The 20154-nt window shown below is 42.0% G+C and carries 19 protein-coding genes; 8 read left to right on the plus strand and 11 right to left on the minus strand.

The window, feature by feature from the left end:
• Positions 1-146: 146 nt before the first annotated feature.
• Both ACT3RN_RS08660 and ACT3RN_RS08665 read right to left on the minus strand, forming a co-directional pair.
• Complete coding sequence (locus tag ACT3RN_RS08660; protein WP_444518566.1) at positions 147-1037, minus strand: fructose bisphosphate aldolase; 891 nt, start codon at positions 1035-1037, stop codon at positions 147-149.
• 227 nt (positions 1038-1264) lie between these two features.
• On the minus strand, positions 1265-2113 hold the full coding sequence (locus ACT3RN_RS08665; RefSeq protein ID WP_192518327.1) for an EamA family transporter: 849 nt from the start codon (positions 2111-2113) through the stop codon (positions 1265-1267).
• A gap of 377 nt (positions 2114-2490) precedes the next feature.
• Between ACT3RN_RS08665 and ACT3RN_RS08670 the strand changes: the two genes are divergently transcribed.
• Genes ACT3RN_RS08670 through ACT3RN_RS08680 form a run of 3 tightly spaced genes read left to right on the plus strand, consistent with a single transcriptional unit; the run spans position 2491 to position 5967 of the window.
• Positions 2491-4398, plus strand: a complete 1908-nt coding sequence (locus ACT3RN_RS08670) for an ABC transporter ATP-binding protein (RefSeq protein ID WP_442072868.1) — start codon at positions 2491-2493, stop codon at positions 4396-4398.
• Between the two features lie 52 nt (positions 4399-4450).
• Positions 4451-5341: an alpha/beta fold hydrolase gene (locus ACT3RN_RS08675; protein ID WP_192518329.1), complete on the plus strand. Its 891-nt coding sequence runs from the start codon at positions 4451-4453 to the stop codon at positions 5339-5341.
• An 8-nt stretch (positions 5342-5349) separates the two neighbouring features.
• Positions 5350-5967: an alpha-ketoglutarate-dependent dioxygenase AlkB family protein gene (locus tag ACT3RN_RS08680; RefSeq protein WP_444518567.1), complete on the plus strand. Its 618-nt coding sequence runs from the start codon at positions 5350-5352 to the stop codon at positions 5965-5967.
• Positions 5968-6023: 56 nt separating this feature from the next.
• Here the strand turns inward: ACT3RN_RS08680 and ACT3RN_RS08685 are convergent, their stop codons facing one another.
• From ACT3RN_RS08685 to ACT3RN_RS08700, 4 genes are all read right to left on the minus strand, one after another.
• The gene (locus ACT3RN_RS08685) at positions 6024-7019 is read right to left on the minus strand and encodes an NADP-dependent oxidoreductase (RefSeq protein ID WP_444518568.1); all 996 of its coding nucleotides are present in this window, start codon (positions 7017-7019) and stop codon (positions 6024-6026) included.
• A 201-nt stretch (positions 7020-7220) separates the two neighbouring features.
• Positions 7221-7979, minus strand: a complete 759-nt coding sequence (locus ACT3RN_RS08690) for an endonuclease/exonuclease/phosphatase family protein (RefSeq protein WP_442063120.1) — start codon at positions 7977-7979, stop codon at positions 7221-7223.
• A 4-nt stretch (positions 7980-7983) separates the two neighbouring features.
• A complete protein-coding gene (locus ACT3RN_RS08695; protein WP_442063122.1) occupies positions 7984-8730 on the minus strand; it encodes a M949_RS01915 family surface polysaccharide biosynthesis protein in 747 nt (248 codons plus the stop codon).
• A gap of 184 nt (positions 8731-8914) precedes the next feature.
• Positions 8915-10027 (minus strand): AOC03_06830 family ribosome hibernation factor, encoded by a 1113-nt coding sequence (locus ACT3RN_RS08700; RefSeq protein ID WP_442063124.1) that lies wholly within the window; start codon positions 10025-10027, stop codon positions 8915-8917.
• A 521-nt stretch (positions 10028-10548) separates the two neighbouring features.
• Between ACT3RN_RS08700 and ACT3RN_RS08705 the strand changes: the two genes are divergently transcribed.
• From ACT3RN_RS08705 to ACT3RN_RS08725, 5 genes are all read left to right on the plus strand, one after another.
• The gene (locus ACT3RN_RS08705; RefSeq protein ID WP_442063126.1) at positions 10549-12762 is read left to right on the plus strand and encodes a M3 family metallopeptidase; all 2214 of its coding nucleotides are present in this window, start codon (positions 10549-10551) and stop codon (positions 12760-12762) included.
• On the plus strand, positions 12763-13020 hold the full coding sequence (locus ACT3RN_RS08710; RefSeq protein WP_192992526.1) for a YheV family putative zinc ribbon protein: 258 nt from the start codon (positions 12763-12765) through the stop codon (positions 13018-13020).
• A 123-nt stretch (positions 13021-13143) separates the two neighbouring features.
• Positions 13144-13665, plus strand: a complete 522-nt coding sequence (locus tag ACT3RN_RS08715) for a hypothetical protein (protein ID WP_442063128.1) — start codon at positions 13144-13146, stop codon at positions 13663-13665.
• 27 nt (positions 13666-13692) lie between these two features.
• Positions 13693-14256, plus strand: coding sequence for a hypothetical protein (locus tag ACT3RN_RS08720; protein WP_192518338.1), 564 nt, complete (start codon positions 13693-13695; stop codon positions 14254-14256).
• A gap of 144 nt (positions 14257-14400) precedes the next feature.
• Positions 14401-15315 carry a haloalkane dehalogenase gene (locus tag ACT3RN_RS08725; protein WP_192518339.1) on the plus strand — a complete coding sequence of 305 codons (915 nt, stop codon included), beginning with the start codon at positions 14401-14403 and terminating at the stop codon, positions 15313-15315.
• A gap of 313 nt (positions 15316-15628) precedes the next feature.
• Here ACT3RN_RS08725 and pnp read toward each other — a convergent pair whose 3' ends face one another.
• The 5 genes from pnp to ACT3RN_RS08750 form a co-directional block, all read right to left on the minus strand.
• Complete coding sequence (pnp, locus tag ACT3RN_RS08730; RefSeq protein WP_192518340.1) at positions 15629-17731, minus strand: polyribonucleotide nucleotidyltransferase; 2103 nt, start codon at positions 17729-17731, stop codon at positions 15629-15631.
• A gap of 725 nt (positions 17732-18456) precedes the next feature.
• A complete protein-coding gene (gene rpsO, locus ACT3RN_RS08735) occupies positions 18457-18723 on the minus strand; it encodes a 30S ribosomal protein S15 (protein WP_045443035.1) in 267 nt (88 codons plus the stop codon).
• A gap of 330 nt (positions 18724-19053) precedes the next feature.
• Complete coding sequence (locus tag ACT3RN_RS08740) at positions 19054-19230, minus strand: hypothetical protein (protein WP_192518341.1); 177 nt, start codon at positions 19228-19230, stop codon at positions 19054-19056.
• 111 nt (positions 19231-19341) lie between these two features.
• Positions 19342-19503, minus strand: coding sequence for a hypothetical protein (locus ACT3RN_RS08745; RefSeq protein ID WP_444518569.1), 162 nt, complete (start codon positions 19501-19503; stop codon positions 19342-19344).
• A gap of 70 nt (positions 19504-19573) precedes the next feature.
• Complete coding sequence (locus ACT3RN_RS08750; RefSeq protein WP_192518343.1) at positions 19574-20098, minus strand: type 1 glutamine amidotransferase domain-containing protein; 525 nt, start codon at positions 20096-20098, stop codon at positions 19574-19576.
• Positions 20099-20154: the final 56 nt, after the last annotated feature.

A 20154-nucleotide genomic window follows, 5' to 3' on the forward strand; every position in this document is an offset into this window, starting at 1 on the left:
TATAACCACTTTAAGGTGTTTGATTTGGTATTCTTCTATGTCAATTATGGCTATGTCTGATGCCAGCATACTTTTTAGAACACCACCAAAAATCCCAGTAAACATAGTATTTACTGGGATTGCGAATTCGATTTCAATATTTAACTTTAAACCTTCGACGCCTCATAGATCTCTTCGATCGAATTATTGATAGTTGCAGAAAATGCTTCATCACTTTGCTGCTTACTCAAACCTTCAGTAAAAGCTCGCGAGAAGCTCGCTATCATACCTGGGTTTTGCTTCAGCTTAGCACAGGCATCGCTACGGCTATAACCACCTGACAAGGCCACGACTTTTAACACTTTTGGGTGATCAATCAGCTCTTGGTAAAATCCTGCATCTTCAGGCAATGTTAGCTTTAGCATGACCTGCTGCTCGTCATTCAAACGATCCAGATTTTGTAGAATACTGGCTTTCAATATAACTTCGCATTCATGCTTTTGTGCACCATTGATATCCACTTCTGGCTCGACGATAGGCATCAAATCTTTTGAGAGAATCTGCTTTGCGACATCAAATTGCTGCTGTACCACCAGCTCGATACCATCGACGTTTGGCTCATAGACGACTGAGCGCATTTTGGTACCGAACACAGGATAGTTTTTTGCCTTGTCTAATAATACATCTAGGTCTGGCATCGGGCGCATGACTTGTACGCCATTCATTTGCTCAGCCAGTCCTTTATCTACTTTTAAAAATGGTACGATGTTTTTATCTTCCCATAAATAGTTTGCCGTCGGCTTGCTATTAATTTTACGATCCATGGTATCTTCGAATAAGATTGCGCCAAGGACACGCTCATTATCAAATGAATCACAAGTGATGATACGAGCACGCATCTCATGTACCAAATCAAACATAGCCGAGTCGTCACTGTAGTCTGCACCAGTGACACCATAATTTTCTAACGCCTTTGGTGTGCTGCCGCCACTTTGATCCAGCGCTGCGATGAAACCTGAGCTGTTTTTTATACGTTGTAATTGCTTGTCGTATTCCATTGAGTGTGCATCCTGTTCTTATTTATTGAAGTTATTTATTGAAGTTAGGCACTGTTAAACAAATGCTTTTTGCCAGACTTATGTATCGTAGCTAACCTTATCATAGGACAGTCTGTCTGCCTATATTTTCTCAGTTAAAACCTTCGTAAAATCATGACCACATTCAAGCCTTTAGGCTAAAATTGTTAAGCTAAAACGGTTAAGCTAAAACGGTTAAGCTAAAACGGTTAAGCTAAAAACAGTAAGACCACACAGCAAACCGCTAAGAACAAGCCCAATATATTAATACGATTGAGATGTTCCTTAAATATGCCAACACCAATCAAAGTCGCTACCGCAATAACACCAACATTCATAGCCGTAAAGACGGTACTAGGAGAGTCATGCATTACTTGATGGGCCCGTACATAAGCATAAATATTGCCCATATTTAGTGTACCTAATAGCAGTCCTGCTGCAAGCGCATTTCCTTGCCAGCGCACACGGGTGATAAGCAAATAGATAAATAGCAGTAACCCAGCCAAGCCAAAACTGACAAACAACGTGAGTGCAAAGGCTGTGCCTTGTTTGGCGACCTGTTTAAACAAGATATCAATAAGACCATAGCCTGCCCACACCCCAAATAACCATAATGGCGTGCGCTTGGCTTGTTGACTAATATCAGCATATTGTGGACGATAGACCAATGCTGCTAATGCCAAAAACCCTAACAGTAATCCAAACACATGCGTACCAGTAATCATCTCACCAAACAACAGAAAAGAAGCTGTGATAGGAATAATGAGCGATAGACGCTGAGCGGCATCAGTTGCAACCATACCGACTGATTCAATAGCACGCCCAAGGATAATGAATACGGCTGGTAGCATGATACCAAGAGCAACAATAATGCCCCACGCGCTACCAAATTTAGCTAACCCGCCTACCTCTGGTTTTAGCAAAAACCAAGTCAATAGTGACGCCACAGGATAACCCGCAACGATAGTCTGGCGTATGTCTATGTTTTTTTGCCGTAATATTTTTAATAACACCGACACAGCAACACTACAGAGCACCGCTATCGTTAAATACATCATGAACGTTTACCTTTTTAGACAGCCATCTTTGCATGATTGTTGTTAATACGTTTTTGTTAGGGCGTGTCATCAATTAGCACATTGATGACACGCCCTAAGTCACCTTGAAAATAAATCGTTAAGTAGACAAGATAAACCACTGAACGAATTTAAATCAGTAGAATGTAACAAAATATTTCCATAGCAGCAATCTATTTATTAGCTTTTATCTCGCTGAATACAAGTTGGACTGCCTCGTTCAAATTACAATTCGCATGCAGCTCTAATGGCGAATTTTGCTAAAATAGCGAGCAATCCTAATAACAAAAGTAAAGATTCAAAGTAACGAGTGACGTCGTTAATTTTGGCGTACTGCTATCGATGTTTTATGACTGCCTATGAATGCTCTATTTCGTTTTTTTGAAAACCGTCTACCCGCCTTTCCTGACACCCCAATGCCACTACCCTCACCTCGTGATGGCATGCTCAAGTTTTTGTGGGTATGTACCAATGGCTTACGTGGCTGGCTAGTACTATTTATGATTTTGTCAGCAGGTATTGGCATCTATGAAGCCATGCTGTTTGCTTGGATTGGCAATATCGTCGATTGGCTCGGTATTTATACACCGCAGACGCTATGGGTAGAAAAAGGCGACATGCTACTCTTGATGCTGGCGGTCATGATACTGAGTCCAATATGGATTGCCTTATCATCGTTTGTTCATTTTCAGACTTTGCAAGGCGTCTTCCCCATGCAAATGCGCTGGCGTTTTCATCAGCGCATGCTTGGGCAGTCGATGCAGTTTTATCAAGATGAGTTTTCAGGACGTGTCTCAGCAAAAGTGATGCAAACGGCATTGGCTGTGCGTGATACCGTCATGACGGTCACCGACATGTTCATGTATGTCTCTGTCTACTTTATCACCTCAGGCGTTATTTTATTTAACTTAGACAAGTTACTATTGATTCCTTTTATTATTTGGCTCATCTTGGTTGCCCTCAGTATTTGGTACTTTATTCCGAAGTTAAAAAACACCGCCATCGTACAAGCAGATGCTCGTGCGTTGATGGTTGGCCGCATTACCGATGCTTATGCCAATATCATGACCGTCAAACTATTTAGCCACTCACGCCGTGAGCTAGGCTATGCCAAGAACGCCATGGGGCAGTTTTTGGGTACTGTCCATGCACAGATGCGCTGGGTCAGCTATCTAGAAGTCTCGACTCATCTGATCAGTGTTATTTTAGTCAGTAGCACAGTTGGTATTGGCCTATATTTATGGCAACACGGTGCGGTCGGTGTGGGTGCCATTGCCGCTGCAACAGCGATGGCACTGCGCTTAAACGGTCTGACGCGATGGATTATGTGGCAAACGGCCAGTTTGTTTGAAAGTATCGGTACGGTACAGGATGGTATGCGCACATTATCAGCACCACAAACCATTATAGACCAGCCTAATGCGCCTGACTTAAACGTTACCAAGGGTCAGATTGTCTTTGACCATGTGGATTTTGGTTATGAAAGCGAGACCAATGGTGACACTGCTGACGCTCATAATTTAGGCGAAGTAAAAGAGACGACAACCTCGACCGTGAAGCTTCTTGATGATTTCTACCTAGATATCGAGCCAGGTGAAAAAATAGGCTTGGTTGGGCGCTCAGGAGCAGGTAAATCAACCTTGGTTAATTTATTATTACGCTTCTTTGATGTTGATAGCGGTAAAATCCTTATCGACGGGCAAGCCGTTGATGCCGTTACCCAAGAGTCCTTACGCCAACAAATCGGTATGGTCACCCAAGACACATCCTTATTGCACCGTACTGTACGTGAAAACATTGCTTACGGTCGTCCTGATGCTAGCGATGACGAAATTATTACGGCTGCCAAGCAAGCCCAAGCATGGGATTTTATTAAAGACTTATATGATGATAAAGGCAATACTGGTCTGAACACTCAAGTGGGTGAACGTGGCGTCAAACTTTCTGGTGGTCAGCGTCAGCGTATCGCCATTTCACGTGTTATGCTAAAAAACGCACCGATATTACTGTTAGATGAAGCAACCAGCGCCCTTGATTCTGAGATTGAATTTGCGATTACCGAAAGTCTGAATGACATTATGACAGGTAAAACGGTCATCGCGATTGCTCATCGTCTCTCTACCATTGCTGCTCTCGATAGATTGGTGGTCATGGACAAAGGTAAAATTATTGAGCAAGGTAGCCATGATGAGCTATTGGCGCGGCAAGGCGTCTATGCACGACTATGGCATCGTCAAAGTGGTGGCTTCTTAGGTGAAGACAGCTAAGAAAAAACCGTTTACTCTGTTTAAAAACGACACACAAGGAAGTGTTTATCTTATGGAAGCATTTACACACCGTATTAATATCAGCGGCAAACAAGCACGCTACTACAACCTGAGCCAACTTAATTCCTCGATACAGTCAAACGCTGCCTCACGTGTGCCCGCGCATTTTTATGGTGGTAATAGTTTTACCGTTGGCACCTACAAACCTTTATTACAGGCACTATCAACTAACTTTGATATCAGCTCACTCGCCCTACGTGGCTACTGGTATGACAAGCCGCAACGCCGTCGCCTGACACGCGAACAAGATGCCGAAATGCTGATTGAATTTTTAGAAAAAACACAAAACAAACCAGTGGTAGGTATAGGCCATTCACAGGGTGCAACTGCCACTGCCATCGCCGCAGCCATGCGCCCAGATCTGTTTTCACAGTTATATTTAATAGAGCCTGTGACATTTACCAAAAGACAAGCTCGGCTATATAACCTATTGCCACGTAAGGTTCTGCTCAATCGCGAGCCTTTTAAAAGCACACTGACCAAGCAAGCTATTTGGTCAAGCATCGAAGATTATTATGAATACTTGCGCGCACAGCCTGCTTATAGGCGTATTAGCGACACACACTTGCGAGTGTTTGCCGAGCAAAGCTTGGTCAAGAATACTGATGGTACTTACATACTAATATTTGCGCCAGAGCAAGAGCTTGCCAACTATTTTGGCGCGCCTTATATTGATAGCGCACTCAAACAACTTAAATGCCCTTATACCCTCATTACTGGCAAGCCAACCTTATTTATCAATGATAAAGTGCGTAAACAATGGCGCAAGTTTGTACCTGACAGCCGCATCGTTTCTCTACTAGAATACGGACACTTATTACCGATGGAAGCACCTGACCTATGCGCTCAGATTATCCATGATTATTATCAAATCAACAAATAAGCTGGTACATGCCTGATCTTTTTTCTCCTGCACCGACTGACAACCTACTGCCTTATGATGGCAAGGTAAATGACTTAGGCATGGTTATCGAAAATACCGATGAGGTGTATCAGGCTTTATTGACTGAGCTACCGTGGCAGTCTGATGTCGTGACACTGTTTGGAAAGACCCACATCACCACTCGTCAAATCGTTTGGATGGGCGAAAGTAATACCACTTATCAATACTCTGGACAATCACATCAGGCTATTGCATGGTCCGCCACTGTGTTTCACATGAAACAATACGTTGAACAGCAACTATCAAATATTGGTATCAACGTTGATTTTAATTGCTGCCTGCTTAACTATTATCCTTCTGGTAATGATGGTATGGGCTATCATGCCGATGATGAAAAAGAGCTGGGTGCTCAGCCAATCATCGCATCTCTATCGCTTGGTGCCACACGAAAATTTGTTTTGAAACACAAAGAAACTCAAGACAAAGTTGAGCTTCATCTTGAGTCAGGTCAGTTAATTGTCATGCATGGTGATACTCAAAAGTATTGGAAACATACCATTACCAAAACTAAAGCGGTCTCAACAGGGCGTATTAGCCTAACGTTTCGACAAATACTGTCGCTTTAGATTCAATTCGCCTTAGATTCAATTCGCCTTAGATTCAATATAGTCTAGAGCGTGTCTTAGCTTGCTTTTAAAACAATCTTGCCAAACGCATTGCCTTTTTGTAGCTCATGATGCGCCGCCACCACCTCTGATAATGGATAAACTTGCTGAATACGTAACGACAGCGCACCATCTGCCACCAGTTGTAGCACTCTAGCCATATCTTCACCATTACGCTGCGATTTATAACCTGCAACTTTCAGATTTTTTTGACTACCCGCTTCTTTGAGTTTGTCGACCCAAATCGTTGGTAACACATAAACACTACCTTCAGACTTCACAACATCAAGCGCTCGTATGCCTGCATCACCGCCAACCAAATCTAGCAGCACATCCGCCTTCAGCTCAGGAAAAGCATCGTCTTTGGTATAATCGATCCAACCTGCCAGCTTAGATATTTCTATTAATTCATCCAGCTTGGCATATTTTTCTGGTGAGCAAATAACGGTTACCTTGATATTATTGTTAGCCACTTTACCCATTAATAACTGAATCAATAAATGACCGACACCACCGGCTGGTGCATTGATCACCACATGCTCACCGTCTTTAATATTAGCAAACTCTACAAACTGTATCGCCGTTTGTCCGATACAAGGCAATGCACCTGCTTGCTCTAGTGTCACTGGTTCTGGTACTTTTGCTAGCAGAGTAGCATCGACTGCCACATACTCAGCATAACCACCGCCACTGAAGGTCAGAGCAGCAACTTGATCACCAGTACTGAAATGCTCGCTATTGCTATCAACCACAATGCCTGACACATCGAAGCCCAGTATTGCAGACTCATGGTTATCGAACTTATCTTTTTGGATAGCTGCCGCGCCCCAGCCTTTACCTTGGCGTGTCTTGTAGTCGACAGGGTTAATACCTGCATAAGCAATTTTCACCAATACTTGATCGTCAGCCAATTCTGGCATCGCTACACCATCTTGATATTGCATCACTTCAGGCGCACCAAACTCATTGATCAGCACAGCATGTTGAGCGTTTGGTCGTTGGCTATTAGACATCGTTATATATCCTTATATGTTATCGGGTGCTTTGTTACCCCAATTTTTTGATGAGTTTTATTTTATTTGACGCTTTGTTCTGTAGTCAGTTTACTATAAAACAAATACAGCGATATATTAGGGTCTATTGAACATTCAACAAACCCTAATATGGACAGCGAGGATGAAGATGTAGCGGATTTATATGGATTTGACTATATTTTACAATAGCGCCAACTCCGCACTGATTGGCAGATGATCCGACAGCGTCGACCATGGTTTTCCTGTATGCACCCAAGCATCTTTTATTCTTAGATTACGTACATAAATGCGATCTAAGCTTAGTACTGGCAACTTGGCTGGGAAGGTTGGTAACAGTTTGCCATGACAGTGTTTGAAAGCTTCTGTCATACCCAAATCATGCGCCAGTTTATCACAGGACATTTTTTTCCAGTCGTTAAAGTCACCCGCCAAAATCAAGGGCTGATCGTCAGCAATCTCATGACATATATAATTAGCAATGGCCTCGTACTGCTTAATACGATCGCGCTCAAATAAATTCAAATGCGCACACAACACAACCACTGGCCTCTCCCAACCTATTGGCTGTACTTCACAATGCAACACGCCACGCTGCTCAAGCTTATTGACGGTGATATTGACATTGTGTTTTGGATCTAAGGGAAAACGGCTCAATACTGCATTCCCATGATGGCCATTTTCATATTCGCAGTTTTTGCCATAGCTGTTTTGCAGCTGCAGATACTCACCGAACCACTCATGTTGGGACTGATCCGGATATTCATTGTATTGTAGATTGCGCTTGAGGTTCTGACCTTGCACTTCTTGCAGACACAACACGTCAGAACCCACGATATCCAGAGCTTGGGCGATGCCTTGCATTTTGACTTGGCGGTTTAATGGCGACATGCCTTTATGAATGTTATAGCTGGTTAAAATAAAAGAGTTTGTGGTTGTCATAGATTTAGTCATCATACTTAAAATAAATGGAACATTGATTATCTCGCCACCCTGATTTCAAATGCTCCCTAAATACTGTTTTTTGAGACGCTGATAACGCTGCTCGCTGCAATAACTGCTCATCAATTTTATAATCGCCACCGTAGTAGCCAGTATTATCAACAGGTAGCCCTGTTTTGGAATCACATATTGCCGAGTTACCACGGATAGCAAATTTTTGTTTACCTTCATACATGATGATTTTCATTTCGTCGTAACTGACATCACCGCGACAACCGATATAATAAGGAACGCTCACCTCAGCCACACCGTTATTATTAATGTCAGTCACTACGGCAGTTTCCTTAGTATAACGGGCAATCACATCTAAATCGCAGGGTACATAGTCATATATTTGCCATACTCGACGTGTTGCTTGATCTACGTTGTACAAATGACTGATTACTTCTCCTGCGGGACTGTCAAAAGTGGCAGCGTAATCAAGACGCTGTAACTGAACCAGATAATTGGTACCTGTAGCATCGACCCATGAACTAATAGCCACAATATCCTTATTATTCAGCTTCAATTTATTCAGCGTGGAGCTTGTTTGGTAATATTTTTGCACAGTAGCAGGTAACTGACTCCACGCCAAATGATTTATAGAGATAGTATTAATATTGGAAGCACTATAACTATAGCTAGAGCTAAGCGCGAGCATTAGTGTGACGCTTAGTACTTTGATAGCCTTGCTTGTACGCTGGTTCATCATAATAAGTGCCTAATGTATAAGTTAAGAGGAATATCTTAAAAGTATGTTGAATCAAACACGCATCAATGTAAAAAAGCATTGATTCTTATTGAACCAATGCTCCCATACTATACCTATATGCCATCAATGGCTAATTCGAACACCGCTATTAATCATAGTTAGTTTTAAAACATACCCTAGCAAATTAGTAACGAGTCACCAATGCAATTGGCTGATCTTTACCCATAATAGCTTCTGGTAAAAATACAGCCTTACCACCATTATGAATGACATGCTCAATGATTTCACCCACTGCATCGTCCGTGATACCTTCGGCGGTAGCATCGTCTGTGATACTCAATGTCTGCGCGTTTTCATCGATCTTAGCGGATTGTATATAACCACGGCGGACGTAAAGTGTCTCACCCACACCTTGAAATGCGCTGCGATAGACCTCTTGTAAGTCTGTCTGCAACATATTGGCACCGCGAGCTTTGTCAATCTCTCCCATGGCTGCCTGATGTAGCGACTGTCGATAGTTTTCTACTGCCTCTTGCACACTGTCGATAATATGCTGAGCACTACCATCTTCTAACTTAGTCGCATTTGATACCGTCGCAATGATGTTGTCTGGACGGTCGCATACTTCTTTATAGTAGCCAATATTTTTGGCATCGCCGACTACCACGAGCGGCATTTTGTGCTCGCCCCACAGCTCTTGCACACTCTTATCTACTTGGTTAAAAAACTCTTTTAGATAACTGCTTTCGTTATTTGATGAGCGATCTGTTCCACCATCTCCAGTGGTATACAAGCCATTATTTTCAACAGGGAAGCGAATATTCTCCATATTGCTTTGTGCGTCATCTTCTTTATCGAATTCTCTGACGACGCGATCATTGGACGCTTCAATCAAACGCGCACCCTCACGGGTCAACACCACTGCATAATAGTGAACGGCACTTGCCATATCACGTACCAAGTCGCGAGTCGCGAAACGATGTGAAATCATAACGCGCTCAGTCGTATCGATAGGCATACGGATCACTTGCACATCGTCAGTACTAGCAAAGATAGCCAAAGTATCGAGATTGTGATTATGATTCAGCTCTTTGGTTTTTGTATAAATGTTGTCTAAAATCGAGGTCGCAGTATGCTTATCGTACTCATTCGTTAGACGCTCTTCGACTATTTTTAATTGGTTTTTTAGGGCAATCGAATCTTTTTCATTAGCGGGATGCTCACGATGAGTCTTTACAAAGATACTGACTGCTGGGTTGGCATTACTATCACGCAGACTTTTGAGAGTTGCTTTCATATATTGCTCCTTGTTTTGTTATGACTTACGTTTAACCTTATCAATGGTTCATGTACCAGTTAATAATTACCAATAGCCGTACGTCACTTCCTTTTCGACAATCTTATCGCTATTGCGTTTTTATAGTAGTGCATATTTAACAGTACATGCTTTTAAAAAGTGCTTTTAAAAAATGTTATTTTATATAGGTATTCAACATCATATAAGTACTTAACATATTGATATCTAAATATATTACATCTACATTTCTTATATAACTCATTTGATACTAACAACAAAAACCTGCTATCGACAGAGCCAACTTGCAAACAAATGATGTTCCTTTGTAAGTAGAGTTATTCTTAACATAATAAAAAATTAATAGACGACCTCATTTTGGTGGTATCACTTCTTTGCAATCTGTATGTTGAGTACCTAGGTTGTATTTTTATCAAATGAACCCATCTTTTATATAAGGCTTATACAACATCATACTTACCCAATAATAATTCATTCACTAAGACACCATACCGGATCATTCTATGTCACCTATTTCAGCAGATTTACATCTTGTCGATTTTGCGACTGCCACACCAAACAATTTGCAAGAGCAAGTTATTGCAGCTATCGACGATGCAAATGCCTTTCTAGATACAATAGCCACACCGAACAATAGCAATGATGATGCTACTGATCTAAGTGCTGAGCAAGCACTGGCAGATGTAATGGTTTTTGATCATATCAATCTGGCTCTAGATCGCAGTTGGGGTGTTTTATCGCATCTCAATAGCGTGACAAGTAATGATGAAATCCGTCATGTACATCATGAATTGCTGCCTAAACTATCGGCGTATGGCACTCGTGTAGGACAGCATCAGTCATTGTTTAGCCGCTACCAAACCATCGTGAATGATACAGATTTTTTTGTGGCACTTGAGCCTGCACGGGCCCGTGCGATCGAACTTGCGCTGCGTAGCTTTCAGCTATCGGGGGTCGCTCTACCGAAGGCTGAACAAAAAGACTTTGCCGCCATTCAAAGTAAACTATCCACGTTATCAGCGACATTTTCAGATCATATTTTGGACGCCACACAAGCGTTTGCACTGCCTTTGACAGAGAGCCAATTGGCCGGTTTGACCGAGAGTGGTCTGGCACTTTTAGCGGATGCAGGTGAGCAGTACAAGGCTCGTCAGCTTGCGAGCGGTGAACTCACACAAGCAGATATCGACAAACTACCGACGCCTTATTATGTCGCAAGCTTAAATATACCTATCTATCTCGCTATCATGACCCATGCTGATGATCGCAGTCTGCGTGAGACGCTATATCAGGCTTATGTCACTCGTGCTTCAGAGTTTGACCAGCATACCAATGCCAAAGGTGAGTCGCTCAATAACGCTGATATTATGAGTCAGATTCTACAATTACGTGAGCAGAAAGCTAAACTACTCGGCTTTAATAATTATGCCGAGGTATCACTATCGACCAAGATGGCTGATAGCGTCACGGAAGTTGAGACGTTTTTACGGGATTTGGCCACACAAGCGACACCTACTGCTAAGCAAGACTTAGCACAACTGCAACAGTATGCGAAGGATTATAATATTAATGATTTGCAACCATGGGATAGTGCTTATATCGCTGAAAAAGTAAAACAAAGCGAATTCAGCTTATCACAAGAAGAAATTCGCCCTTACTTCCCATTACCGAAAGTCATTAGTGGCTTGTTTGCTATCGTAGAACGCCTGTACGGTATCAAAGTACAGGAGCAAATCAATTACAGTAACGAACACAGTAGTAAACAAGAATCTGTGTCACGCTGGCATGATGACGTTCGTTTCTATCAACTATTTGATGCTGACGACCGCTTAATTGGTGGTTTTTACTTTGACCTATTTGCCCGTAGCGGCAAGCGCGGCGGCGCATGGATGAGTGGTTTTCAGTCGCGTTATACTTATGACGAACAAGACCACCAACAGCTACCTGTTTGCTTTATGGTAGGTAACTTCACTCCTGCACTTGCGGGCAAACCAAGCTTATTGACGCATAACGAAGTATTGACCTTATTCCATGAGTTCGGTCACGGTCTACATCATTTATTAACACAAGTAACTGTCGGTGATGTCGCTGGTGTCAATGGCGTCGAATGGGATGCCGTCGAGCTACCAAGCCAGTTTATGGAAAACTGGGCGTGGGATGCAGAAGGTATCGCGCTGATTAGTAGTCATGTCGAAACAGGTGAACCACTACCTAAAGACAAACTCGATGCCCTATTAGCTGCCAAAAACTTTCAAAGCGGTATGCAAACATTACGTCAAATCGAATTTGCTCTTTTTGATCTGCTGATGCATGCACAGACACCAGCGCCCGATTATGAGGGTATTTTAGCAACCTTAAATACCGTGCGTAGCGATATTGCCATTATGCAAACGCCTGACTATAACCGCTTTGCCAATGGTTTTAGCCACATCTTTGCAGGTGGTTACGCTGCTGGTTATTACTCTTATAAATGGGCAGAGCTACTATCTGCAGACGCTTTTAGTAAGTTTGAAGAAGAAGGTATTTTTAACCCAGCCACAGGCAAAGCTTTTCGCGAGACTATCTTATCCGTTGGCGGTAGCTTCCCAGCCAAGACTAATTTTGAAAACTTCCGTGGTCGCAGTGCTAGCATCGAGGCCCTGCTACGCCACAGTGGTTTTGATGTGGCTAAAAATACCGATACGACCAATCCCCAAATGACTAGCGAGGTCATATAAATGCGTTATCAGTCATCAAGGCCAAAACGGCGTTTTTTAGCAGGTGTTCGCTGTCCAAAATGCCAGGCGATGGATGCGGTGGTGCAAGTGAATATCGTTGATCCAGAGCCTGACGAATATATTGAATGTACACAATGTGGACATACAGAGCATCGCCCTGACCCTGACGCTATCAGTGCTAAGAATCATCTCGAAGATCAGCTGATTCACGATGCGATGAGCACAGGCACTAGCGGCACCGTCAAATTTAAATCCTAAACATGTGCTGATTTTCAACGTCAAGTTAAAATAGCTAAAAGCCTATCTATCAATAGATAGGCTTTTTATTTTGAGTTTGCTATAGTATATACAATTACATTTCTGACATAAATCGACAACAGTATGAAAAATCCAAATATGCGTCCTTTGCCCACAAAATCACTAAAAGAAAATGCTAGCAAACCATGGAAAAAATGGTTGTTAGTTTTAGTATTGGCAACCATACTTATTGGTTATTTGATTTGGAAAGTAGCTTTGTCTAATACCAACCAACCTTTTCCTGTCACGAAACAGATTGAAGCAACGCAGCCTGTTTCTACGCCACTCGATAGTGCAGCGAGTGACTCGGGTAATGAAACTCCAGAAGTAGAGGACAGTAGCGATGCTTCTTCTTTAAATGGTGATGTGCTTACCCCTGAAACCATCTTAAATGCGCCATTACCAGAAAGTGATAGCTTGGCTAAAGAAGAGATAGATCGTTTAGATGACGAGCTTAAGCGTCTGACTGAACAAGAAAAACTTGCCGCTGAACAACTGGCTATGAACAAACAGTTGGCTGAAATGAAGGAAGAGCAGATTGCACTGGTTGAACAACAGTTAGCACAATTAGAGGCGGGTGATACCGTTAAAACCGCAACAGAATAAAATCATAGCTATGTAAAAGTGATGGCAATGGCAACTCTACAACTGACCCACGCCCCTATTCTAAATAGCAGCGCACAGCTACTTATCCTGCCCGTTAATACAGCGGGCATCCTGCTAGATCCTGTACTCACAAGAGCTAAAACGTTATTTCCTGATAATTATCAACGTTACTATCGTGCGTGCCGTGATGGTAATCTAAGCGTCGGTAGTTGCCTGCTTCACAAACGCTCTCGTGAGCAAGCAGGACTGGGTATCAGCAGTAATGGTAATCAACCCAGTTATATTGCCAATCTTATTATATCGGATCACCCTTATCATCCAGCACGCGCACGTTGGCTAGAAGAAGCATTGACTGATTGTCAGCAACAGCTTATCCCATTGATACGCTACCAAGGTATCCGTCGGATTGCTCTCCTTGCACGTCCGCTTATATATAATAATGCAAGGGACAATATGACTGACAAACTCAATGCAGAAAACTCAGTCCCTTTAGATTGGGTTACTGATATTTTGCCATTACTGACTGAACGACTACAAGCATTGCCCAAGCTGCGAATCGATATACATCTACCCAAAAGCGTTGAAATCTAAGACCAAATAAAATAATGACAAGGCAGAGTACAGCCTTTGATATTCAAAAAACATTACTCTAATAATGACTTCAATGCTATGCTGAATCCTACATTCTCTGCCTGAGAGTGCATGATTATTTATCATAAAGGATAAGGATACCCTATGAAAGTTCTTAGAACCCCTGATGAACGCTTTGCAAACTTGCCCGATTACAACTTTGCGCCGCACTATACAATGGTAGATGACGGTGAAGGTGGCGAGCTTCGTGTACATTATCTGGATGAAGGTCCAAAAGATGCCGATCCAGTTTTACTCTTACATGGCGAGCCTTCTTGGTGCTATCTATATCGTAAAGTGATACCAATACTGACAGCAGCAGGACATCGTGTCATTGCGCCAGATCTCCCTGGATTTGGGCGCTCAGACAAACCTACTGACCGTACTGACTACACTTACCAGCGTCATGTTGACTGGATGCAATCAGTACTTGATCAATTAGAGCTGACGAATATCACATTATTTTGTCAAGATTGGGGTGGCTTGATTGGCTTACGTCTCGTGGCAGAAAACCCAGACAAATTTACTCGAGTAGCAGCTGGCAATACCATGCTCCCCACTGGTGATCACGATCCAGGAGAAAGCTTCCGAAAATGGCAGCAGTTCTCACAGGACACTCCGACGTTTCATGTCGGTAGTATCATTAATAGTGGTACCACAACCGAACTATCACAAGCAGTCATTGCTGCTTACAATGCACCGTTCCCTGATGAATCTTATAAAGAGGGAGCAAGGCAGTTTCCCATATTAGTCCCTACCACACCTGATGATCCCGCTTCAGAAAATAACCGTGCGGCTTGGGGGCAGCTCACCAAATGGACGAAGCCTTTTATTACGCTGTTTAGCGACTCTGATCCTGTCACTGGTGGTGGAGATCAAATCATGCAAAAGCTGATTCCCGGTACTCAAGGTCAAGCACACACAATCATTGCGAATGGTGGTCACTTCCTACAAGAGGACCAAGGTGAAAAGCTGGCTGAGCTGCTGATTGCATTTATCAACGACACCCCTAAGCGCTAAGTGCAAGACTAGTGCGTGTCTTCAATTCACTCGATAGTCATCTCAATGGGCTAAAAATGGCTGAGTCTTGCCAAACATCGTCAAATAGCTGGTTAATATCCTGATATTATCTGCGCTATTTTCCTTGTTTGACGGCAATTTATCTCATTTTTATCACCATTTTTGAAATGAAGACACGCCCTAGCCACTTATTTTTAGTCATTTATTTATTCACATAAATAATAGCCATAAAAAAACCGCCTTGAGCACTTATAACAAGTATCTCAAAGCGGTTTTTTACTTGGTAAAGACTAACGAAACCAATGACTAACGATTAGTTTTGTTCGATACCTTTCATAGTCAGCTTAATGCGACCACGGTTATCAACGTCTTGAACGAATACTTTCACGACCTGACCTTCTTTTAAGTAGTCTGATACATTTTCAACGCGCTCTTCTGCGATTTGTGAGATATGTACTAGACCGTCCGTGTTTGGCAAGACGTTAACGAACGCACCGAAGTCAACAATGCGAGCAACCGTACCTTCATAAGTCTTACCGACTTCAACTTCAGCAGTCAATGCTTCGATTTTGCCAATAGCGGCTTTGGTTGCGGCTTTGTTTTCACCAAAGATACGAATTGTGCCACCATCATCGATATCGATCACTGCACCAGTTTCTTCAGTTAACTGACGAATCATCGCGCCGCCTTTACCGATTACATCACGGATTTTGTCCGGATTGATTTCGATAACCGCATAGTTAGGTGCATGAGCATTGATTTCAGTACGGCTCTCTGGCAATACTTGATTCATAGCGTCTAAGATATGGATACGACCAGCATGGGCTTGTTTCAGCGCTTGCTCCATGATGTCTGGGGTAATACCTTCGATTTTGATGTCCATCTGTAACGCAGTGATACCATCTTTAGAACCAGCCACTTTAAAGTCCATATCACCAAGATGGTCTTCATCACCCAAGATATCTGACAATACAGCGAAACGCTCGCCTTCTTTTACTAGACCCATCGCGATACCCGCGACTGGTGCTTTTAATGGTACGCCTGCATCCATTAGTGCCAAGCTTGCACCACAAACAGATGCCATAGACGATGAACCGTTTGATTCAGTAATCTCTGATACCACACGGATAACGTACGGGAAGCGTTCGCTATCTGGAAGCATCGCTTGTACACCGCGGCGTGCTAGACGACCATGACCGATTTCACGACGTTTTGGAATACCTTCACGACCCGTTTCACCTACTGAGAAATGCGGGAAGTTGTAATGCAACATGAAATGGTCACGAATCGTGCCACCCAATGAGTCAATCATATTAACATCACGGCTGTTACCCAATGTAGTAGTAACCAATGCCTGCGTTTCACCACGTGTGAACAACGCTGAACCATGTGTATATGGCAATACACCAACTTGTACGTCAAGCGCACGAACGGTTTCAAGATCACGACCATCGATACGTGGCTTACCTGACAAAATATTGTCACGAACCGTACGATACTTAAGATCATTATAGATTTCTTTGAGTTCAGATACCGTATCAGCATAAGTTTCTGACTCAGCATCACCAGCAAGCGCATCGATAATTGACTGTTTAATTTCATCTAGCTTAGTATAACGTGCTTGCTTGTCAGTAATCGTATATGCATCAGCAACTTGCGCGCCAAACTGCTCTTTCATGCTACTGGTAAGCGCTTGATCACGCTCAGGAGCAGAATATTGCTGCTTAGCAGTACCAACTTCTTCTGCCATTGATACAATGTTATCAATAACGATTTGCTGTTGCTGATGACCGTATAGTACTGCGCCCAACATTTGATCTTCTGACAATTCAGCCGCTTCTGACTCAACCATCAATACAGCAGACTTAGTACCAGCTACAACCAAATCAAGATCACTGGTTTCGAGCTGCTCAGTCGTTGGGTTTAGTACATATTCGCCGTTAATAAAACCAACACGAGCAGCCGCAACAGGACCATTAAATGGTGCGTCAGAGATAGCTAGCGCTGCTGATGCACCGATTAGTGCGGCGATATCTGCTGACTGGGTTTTATCTGATGATACAACGGTCGCCGTAATTTGGATTTCATTAACGTAACCTTCAGGGAATAGCGGACGAATCGGACGGTCAATCAGGCGTGAGGTTAGGGTTTCAAATTCGCTCGCACGACCTTCGCGTTTGCCGTAAGCACCTGGGATTTTACCCGCTGCATACATTTTCTCTTGGTAGTTTACGGTTAGCGGAAAGAAGTTTTGACCCTCTTTGGCTTCTGATTTTACGACTGCTGCGACTAGGACGGTAACGCCGCCCATATGAACTAAGATAGAGTTTGCTTGACGTGCAACGCGACCCGTTTCAATAACAACCTGCTGGTTGCCATATTGGAATTCACGCTTAATAGTGTTGAACATTGTCATATAATCTTCCTAATGTTGACTGACAAAATAATATCAGCGCTATAACAAGCTGATATCTGTCATTAAAATTCTGTGTATATGGCTATCAGCTGACATAATTACTATTAAAAAGCATATCAACCAATGCCAATAACGTTACTTGGTTATCTCATATATTTGTCTAAGTTGGACATCGTACTATTATATATATTCGGTCGTACAATTTTAGCTTTACCATGAATACTATCACAAAGACTCTAGGTCTAAAGACTTTGATGCTAAAAACCCTACAGGCTGTTCTGGTCTGATCTGATAAGTGTCAGCTATTTACGCTACTCACTAAACTAAGCCATAAGTATTTTATCAAAAATCGCCATATCTATAGCAGATATACTATCAAACTCACAAGGCATTATTTTACAGTGATTTATAGCTATTGACCAATTAATTACAAGGTAGTGCCATTATCGTCAGAAAATACTATTTAAGCTGCTTGGTTAGTATAGCTTACTCCTGCATTTCTCTTAGACACTCTCTGGAAGTAGATATCATTTACATTATCTGAGTACTAATTTTAAAATGAATAAGCATAAAAAAACGGCGTGAAACTATTCCACACCGTTTTTAGAAAAATCTATTTTATCGATACCAGCAAACAGTTTCTAAGCGGCTTAACAAAAAAGCTAAGGTCATACCAAATCATGGTATTCCTGAATATCTCAACCACTCGTACTGTTATCGCCAAATTAACGACGTAGACCTAACTGGCTGATTAGAGTAGTGTAACGACCAAGGTCTTTACCTTTTAAATAATCAAGCAGTTTACGACGCGTGTTAACCATACGGATAAGACCGCGGCGGCTATGATGATCTGCTTTGTGTGCTTTAAAGTGATTCTGCAAATCGTTAATACGAGCACTCAGTAAAGCGACTTGAACTTCTGGAGAACCAGTGTCGTTTTCGCCACGTTGGTATTGAGCAATGATTTGTTCGCGATCAGTATTAGTTAGCATAAATATCTCCGGCAATGCTAAGAACTTTAAGACAAGCTACGATATGTAGCCAACTTTAAAGTAATAGAATAAATAAAATAACCTGTGCGTCATTCAGGACAACCCTGCATTACTAGAGTAGACCTAGTGTACGACAAGCTCAGATAACAACCACTTAATATGTTTTGAATCCTACCCCGCATTTAGCTATAGCACTACTTAACTAAAGTAATGGGTTAAATACAGTGCACTATCTAAAACCTAGTTTAAATGTGAGGAGGATTATAACAAAAAACTGCTGAACTAACAGCAGTTTTTGATGACAACATATACTAAAAGCGTAAACACTTACTAATTGCCACCATGTGAGTCTGCTTGTGTCGTATGTCGACCAATTGCATCATTATCTAAAGGCGCAGTGGTTGCCTCTGCTAAACTAACTGGAGCTTCATCTTGAGGATCTAGCTCTTTATATAGCTCATCAATCTCTTTTTCTTGCGCGTCCATATTGTTCGGTGAATTACTCATATTAGCTCCTGAATTATTTTTTGGACTAATTGTATTTGCACTCATCAATAACACGGCGTGCAAACTATAAAAGTATCGATATCACTTTATTATAAGTAACATATTAGAAACCTACTTGTCTTCTTTTGAACTTTCTACATTAGCTGCAATACGATCTGCAGCTGCTTCACTACTTTCATTATGGTTGTCTTCAGTCTGACTTTCAAGCGCTGCTTCCGCTGAATCAGAACGTTGTTGTTCAAGTTTAGTATCATTTGGATTAGTATTTGACATAGTATCGTCCTCAGTTATGGTTATAAATGATTTAAATATAGTGATACTGAATAATTATGAGACAGAGACTCTAAGATAGTGCTTTATCTATAGCATCAACAAAGTTGGGAATATCGTCTGGGTTACGCGAAGTAATAAGATTATTATCAACTTGCACTGTTTTATCTACATATTTTGCACCAGCATTTTCTAAATCCGTCTGAAGCGTAGGATAGGCAGTTAGTGTTTTACCTTTAGCAATACCTGTGTTGATCAGCACCCAAGGAGCATGACAAATAACAGCCAATGGTTTATTCGAGTCATTGATGGCATCAATTATTTCATGAGCTTGTTTATTACCTCGAATAGTATCAGCATTCACAGTACCGCCTGGTAGTACCAGTGCATCATAATCATTGGTATTAGATTCGCTTACAAAGATATCAGCAGTGAAAACATCACCTTTATCGACATCCTGATTCATGGCTTGCACTTCCTTTTTATCGTTTGTTGTTATAAGAAGTGTTTTGTAGCCTTTATCTTTTAATTGATTATTAACATCTTCGTACTCTGCTTGCTCAAAGTAATTATGCAGTAAAAAAGCAATGGTTTTCATAGTTTTCCTTTTGTTATCTAGTTAGTTTTTATGGACCAGTATATTTTTATAAATTA

The sequence above is a fragment of the Psychrobacter sp. AOP5-GZ1-6 genome (assembly GCF_052376345.1).
Lineage (GTDB): Bacteria > Pseudomonadota > Gammaproteobacteria > Pseudomonadales > Moraxellaceae > Psychrobacter.

Bases quoted from the DNA above. Each gene is read 5' to 3' on its own strand.
- ACT3RN_RS08660 (WP_444518566.1), bottom strand. From the start codon at position 1,037: ATGGAATACGACAAGCAATTACAACGTATAAAAAACAGCTCAGGTTTC.
- ACT3RN_RS08665 (WP_192518327.1), bottom strand. From the start codon at position 2,113: ATGATGTATTTAACGATAGCGGTGCTCTGTAGTGTTGCTGTGTCGGTG.
- ACT3RN_RS08670 (WP_442072868.1), top strand. From the start codon at position 2,491: ATGAATGCTCTATTTCGTTTTTTTGAAAACCGTCTACCCGCCTTTCCT.
- ACT3RN_RS08675 (WP_192518329.1), top strand. From the start codon at position 4,451: ATGGAAGCATTTACACACCGTATTAATATCAGCGGCAAACAAGCACGC.
- ACT3RN_RS08680 (WP_444518567.1), top strand. From the start codon at position 5,350: ATGCCTGATCTTTTTTCTCCTGCACCGACTGACAACCTACTGCCTTAT.
- ACT3RN_RS08685 (WP_444518568.1), bottom strand. From the start codon at position 7,019: ATGTCTAATAGCCAACGACCAAACGCTCAACATGCTGTGCTGATCAAT.
- ACT3RN_RS08690 (WP_442063120.1), bottom strand. From the start codon at position 7,979: ATGACAACCACAAACTCTTTTATTTTAACCAGCTATAACATTCATAAA.
- ACT3RN_RS08695 (WP_442063122.1), bottom strand. From the start codon at position 8,730: ATGATGAACCAGCGTACAAGCAAGGCTATCAAAGTACTAAGCGTCACA.
- ACT3RN_RS08700 (WP_442063124.1), bottom strand. From the start codon at position 10,027: ATGAAAGCAACTCTCAAAAGTCTGCGTGATAGTAATGCCAACCCAGCA.
- ACT3RN_RS08705 (WP_442063126.1), top strand. From the start codon at position 10,549: ATGTCACCTATTTCAGCAGATTTACATCTTGTCGATTTTGCGACTGCC.
- ACT3RN_RS08710 (WP_192992526.1), top strand. From the start codon at position 12,763: ATGCGTTATCAGTCATCAAGGCCAAAACGGCGTTTTTTAGCAGGTGTT.
- ACT3RN_RS08715 (WP_442063128.1), top strand. From the start codon at position 13,144: ATGAAAAATCCAAATATGCGTCCTTTGCCCACAAAATCACTAAAAGAA.
- ACT3RN_RS08720 (WP_192518338.1), top strand. From the start codon at position 13,693: ATGGCAACTCTACAACTGACCCACGCCCCTATTCTAAATAGCAGCGCA.
- ACT3RN_RS08725 (WP_192518339.1), top strand. From the start codon at position 14,401: ATGAAAGTTCTTAGAACCCCTGATGAACGCTTTGCAAACTTGCCCGAT.
- pnp (WP_192518340.1), bottom strand. From the start codon at position 17,731: ATGACAATGTTCAACACTATTAAGCGTGAATTCCAATATGGCAACCAG.
- rpsO (WP_045443035.1), bottom strand. From the start codon at position 18,723: ATGCTAACTAATACTGATCGCGAACAAATCATTGCTCAATACCAACGT.
- ACT3RN_RS08740 (WP_192518341.1), bottom strand. From the start codon at position 19,230: ATGAGTAATTCACCGAACAATATGGACGCGCAAGAAAAAGAGATTGAT.
- ACT3RN_RS08745 (WP_444518569.1), bottom strand. From the start codon at position 19,503: ATGTCAAATACTAATCCAAATGATACTAAACTTGAACAACAACGTTCT.
- ACT3RN_RS08750 (WP_192518343.1), bottom strand. From the start codon at position 20,098: ATGAAAACCATTGCTTTTTTACTGCATAATTACTTTGAGCAAGCAGAG.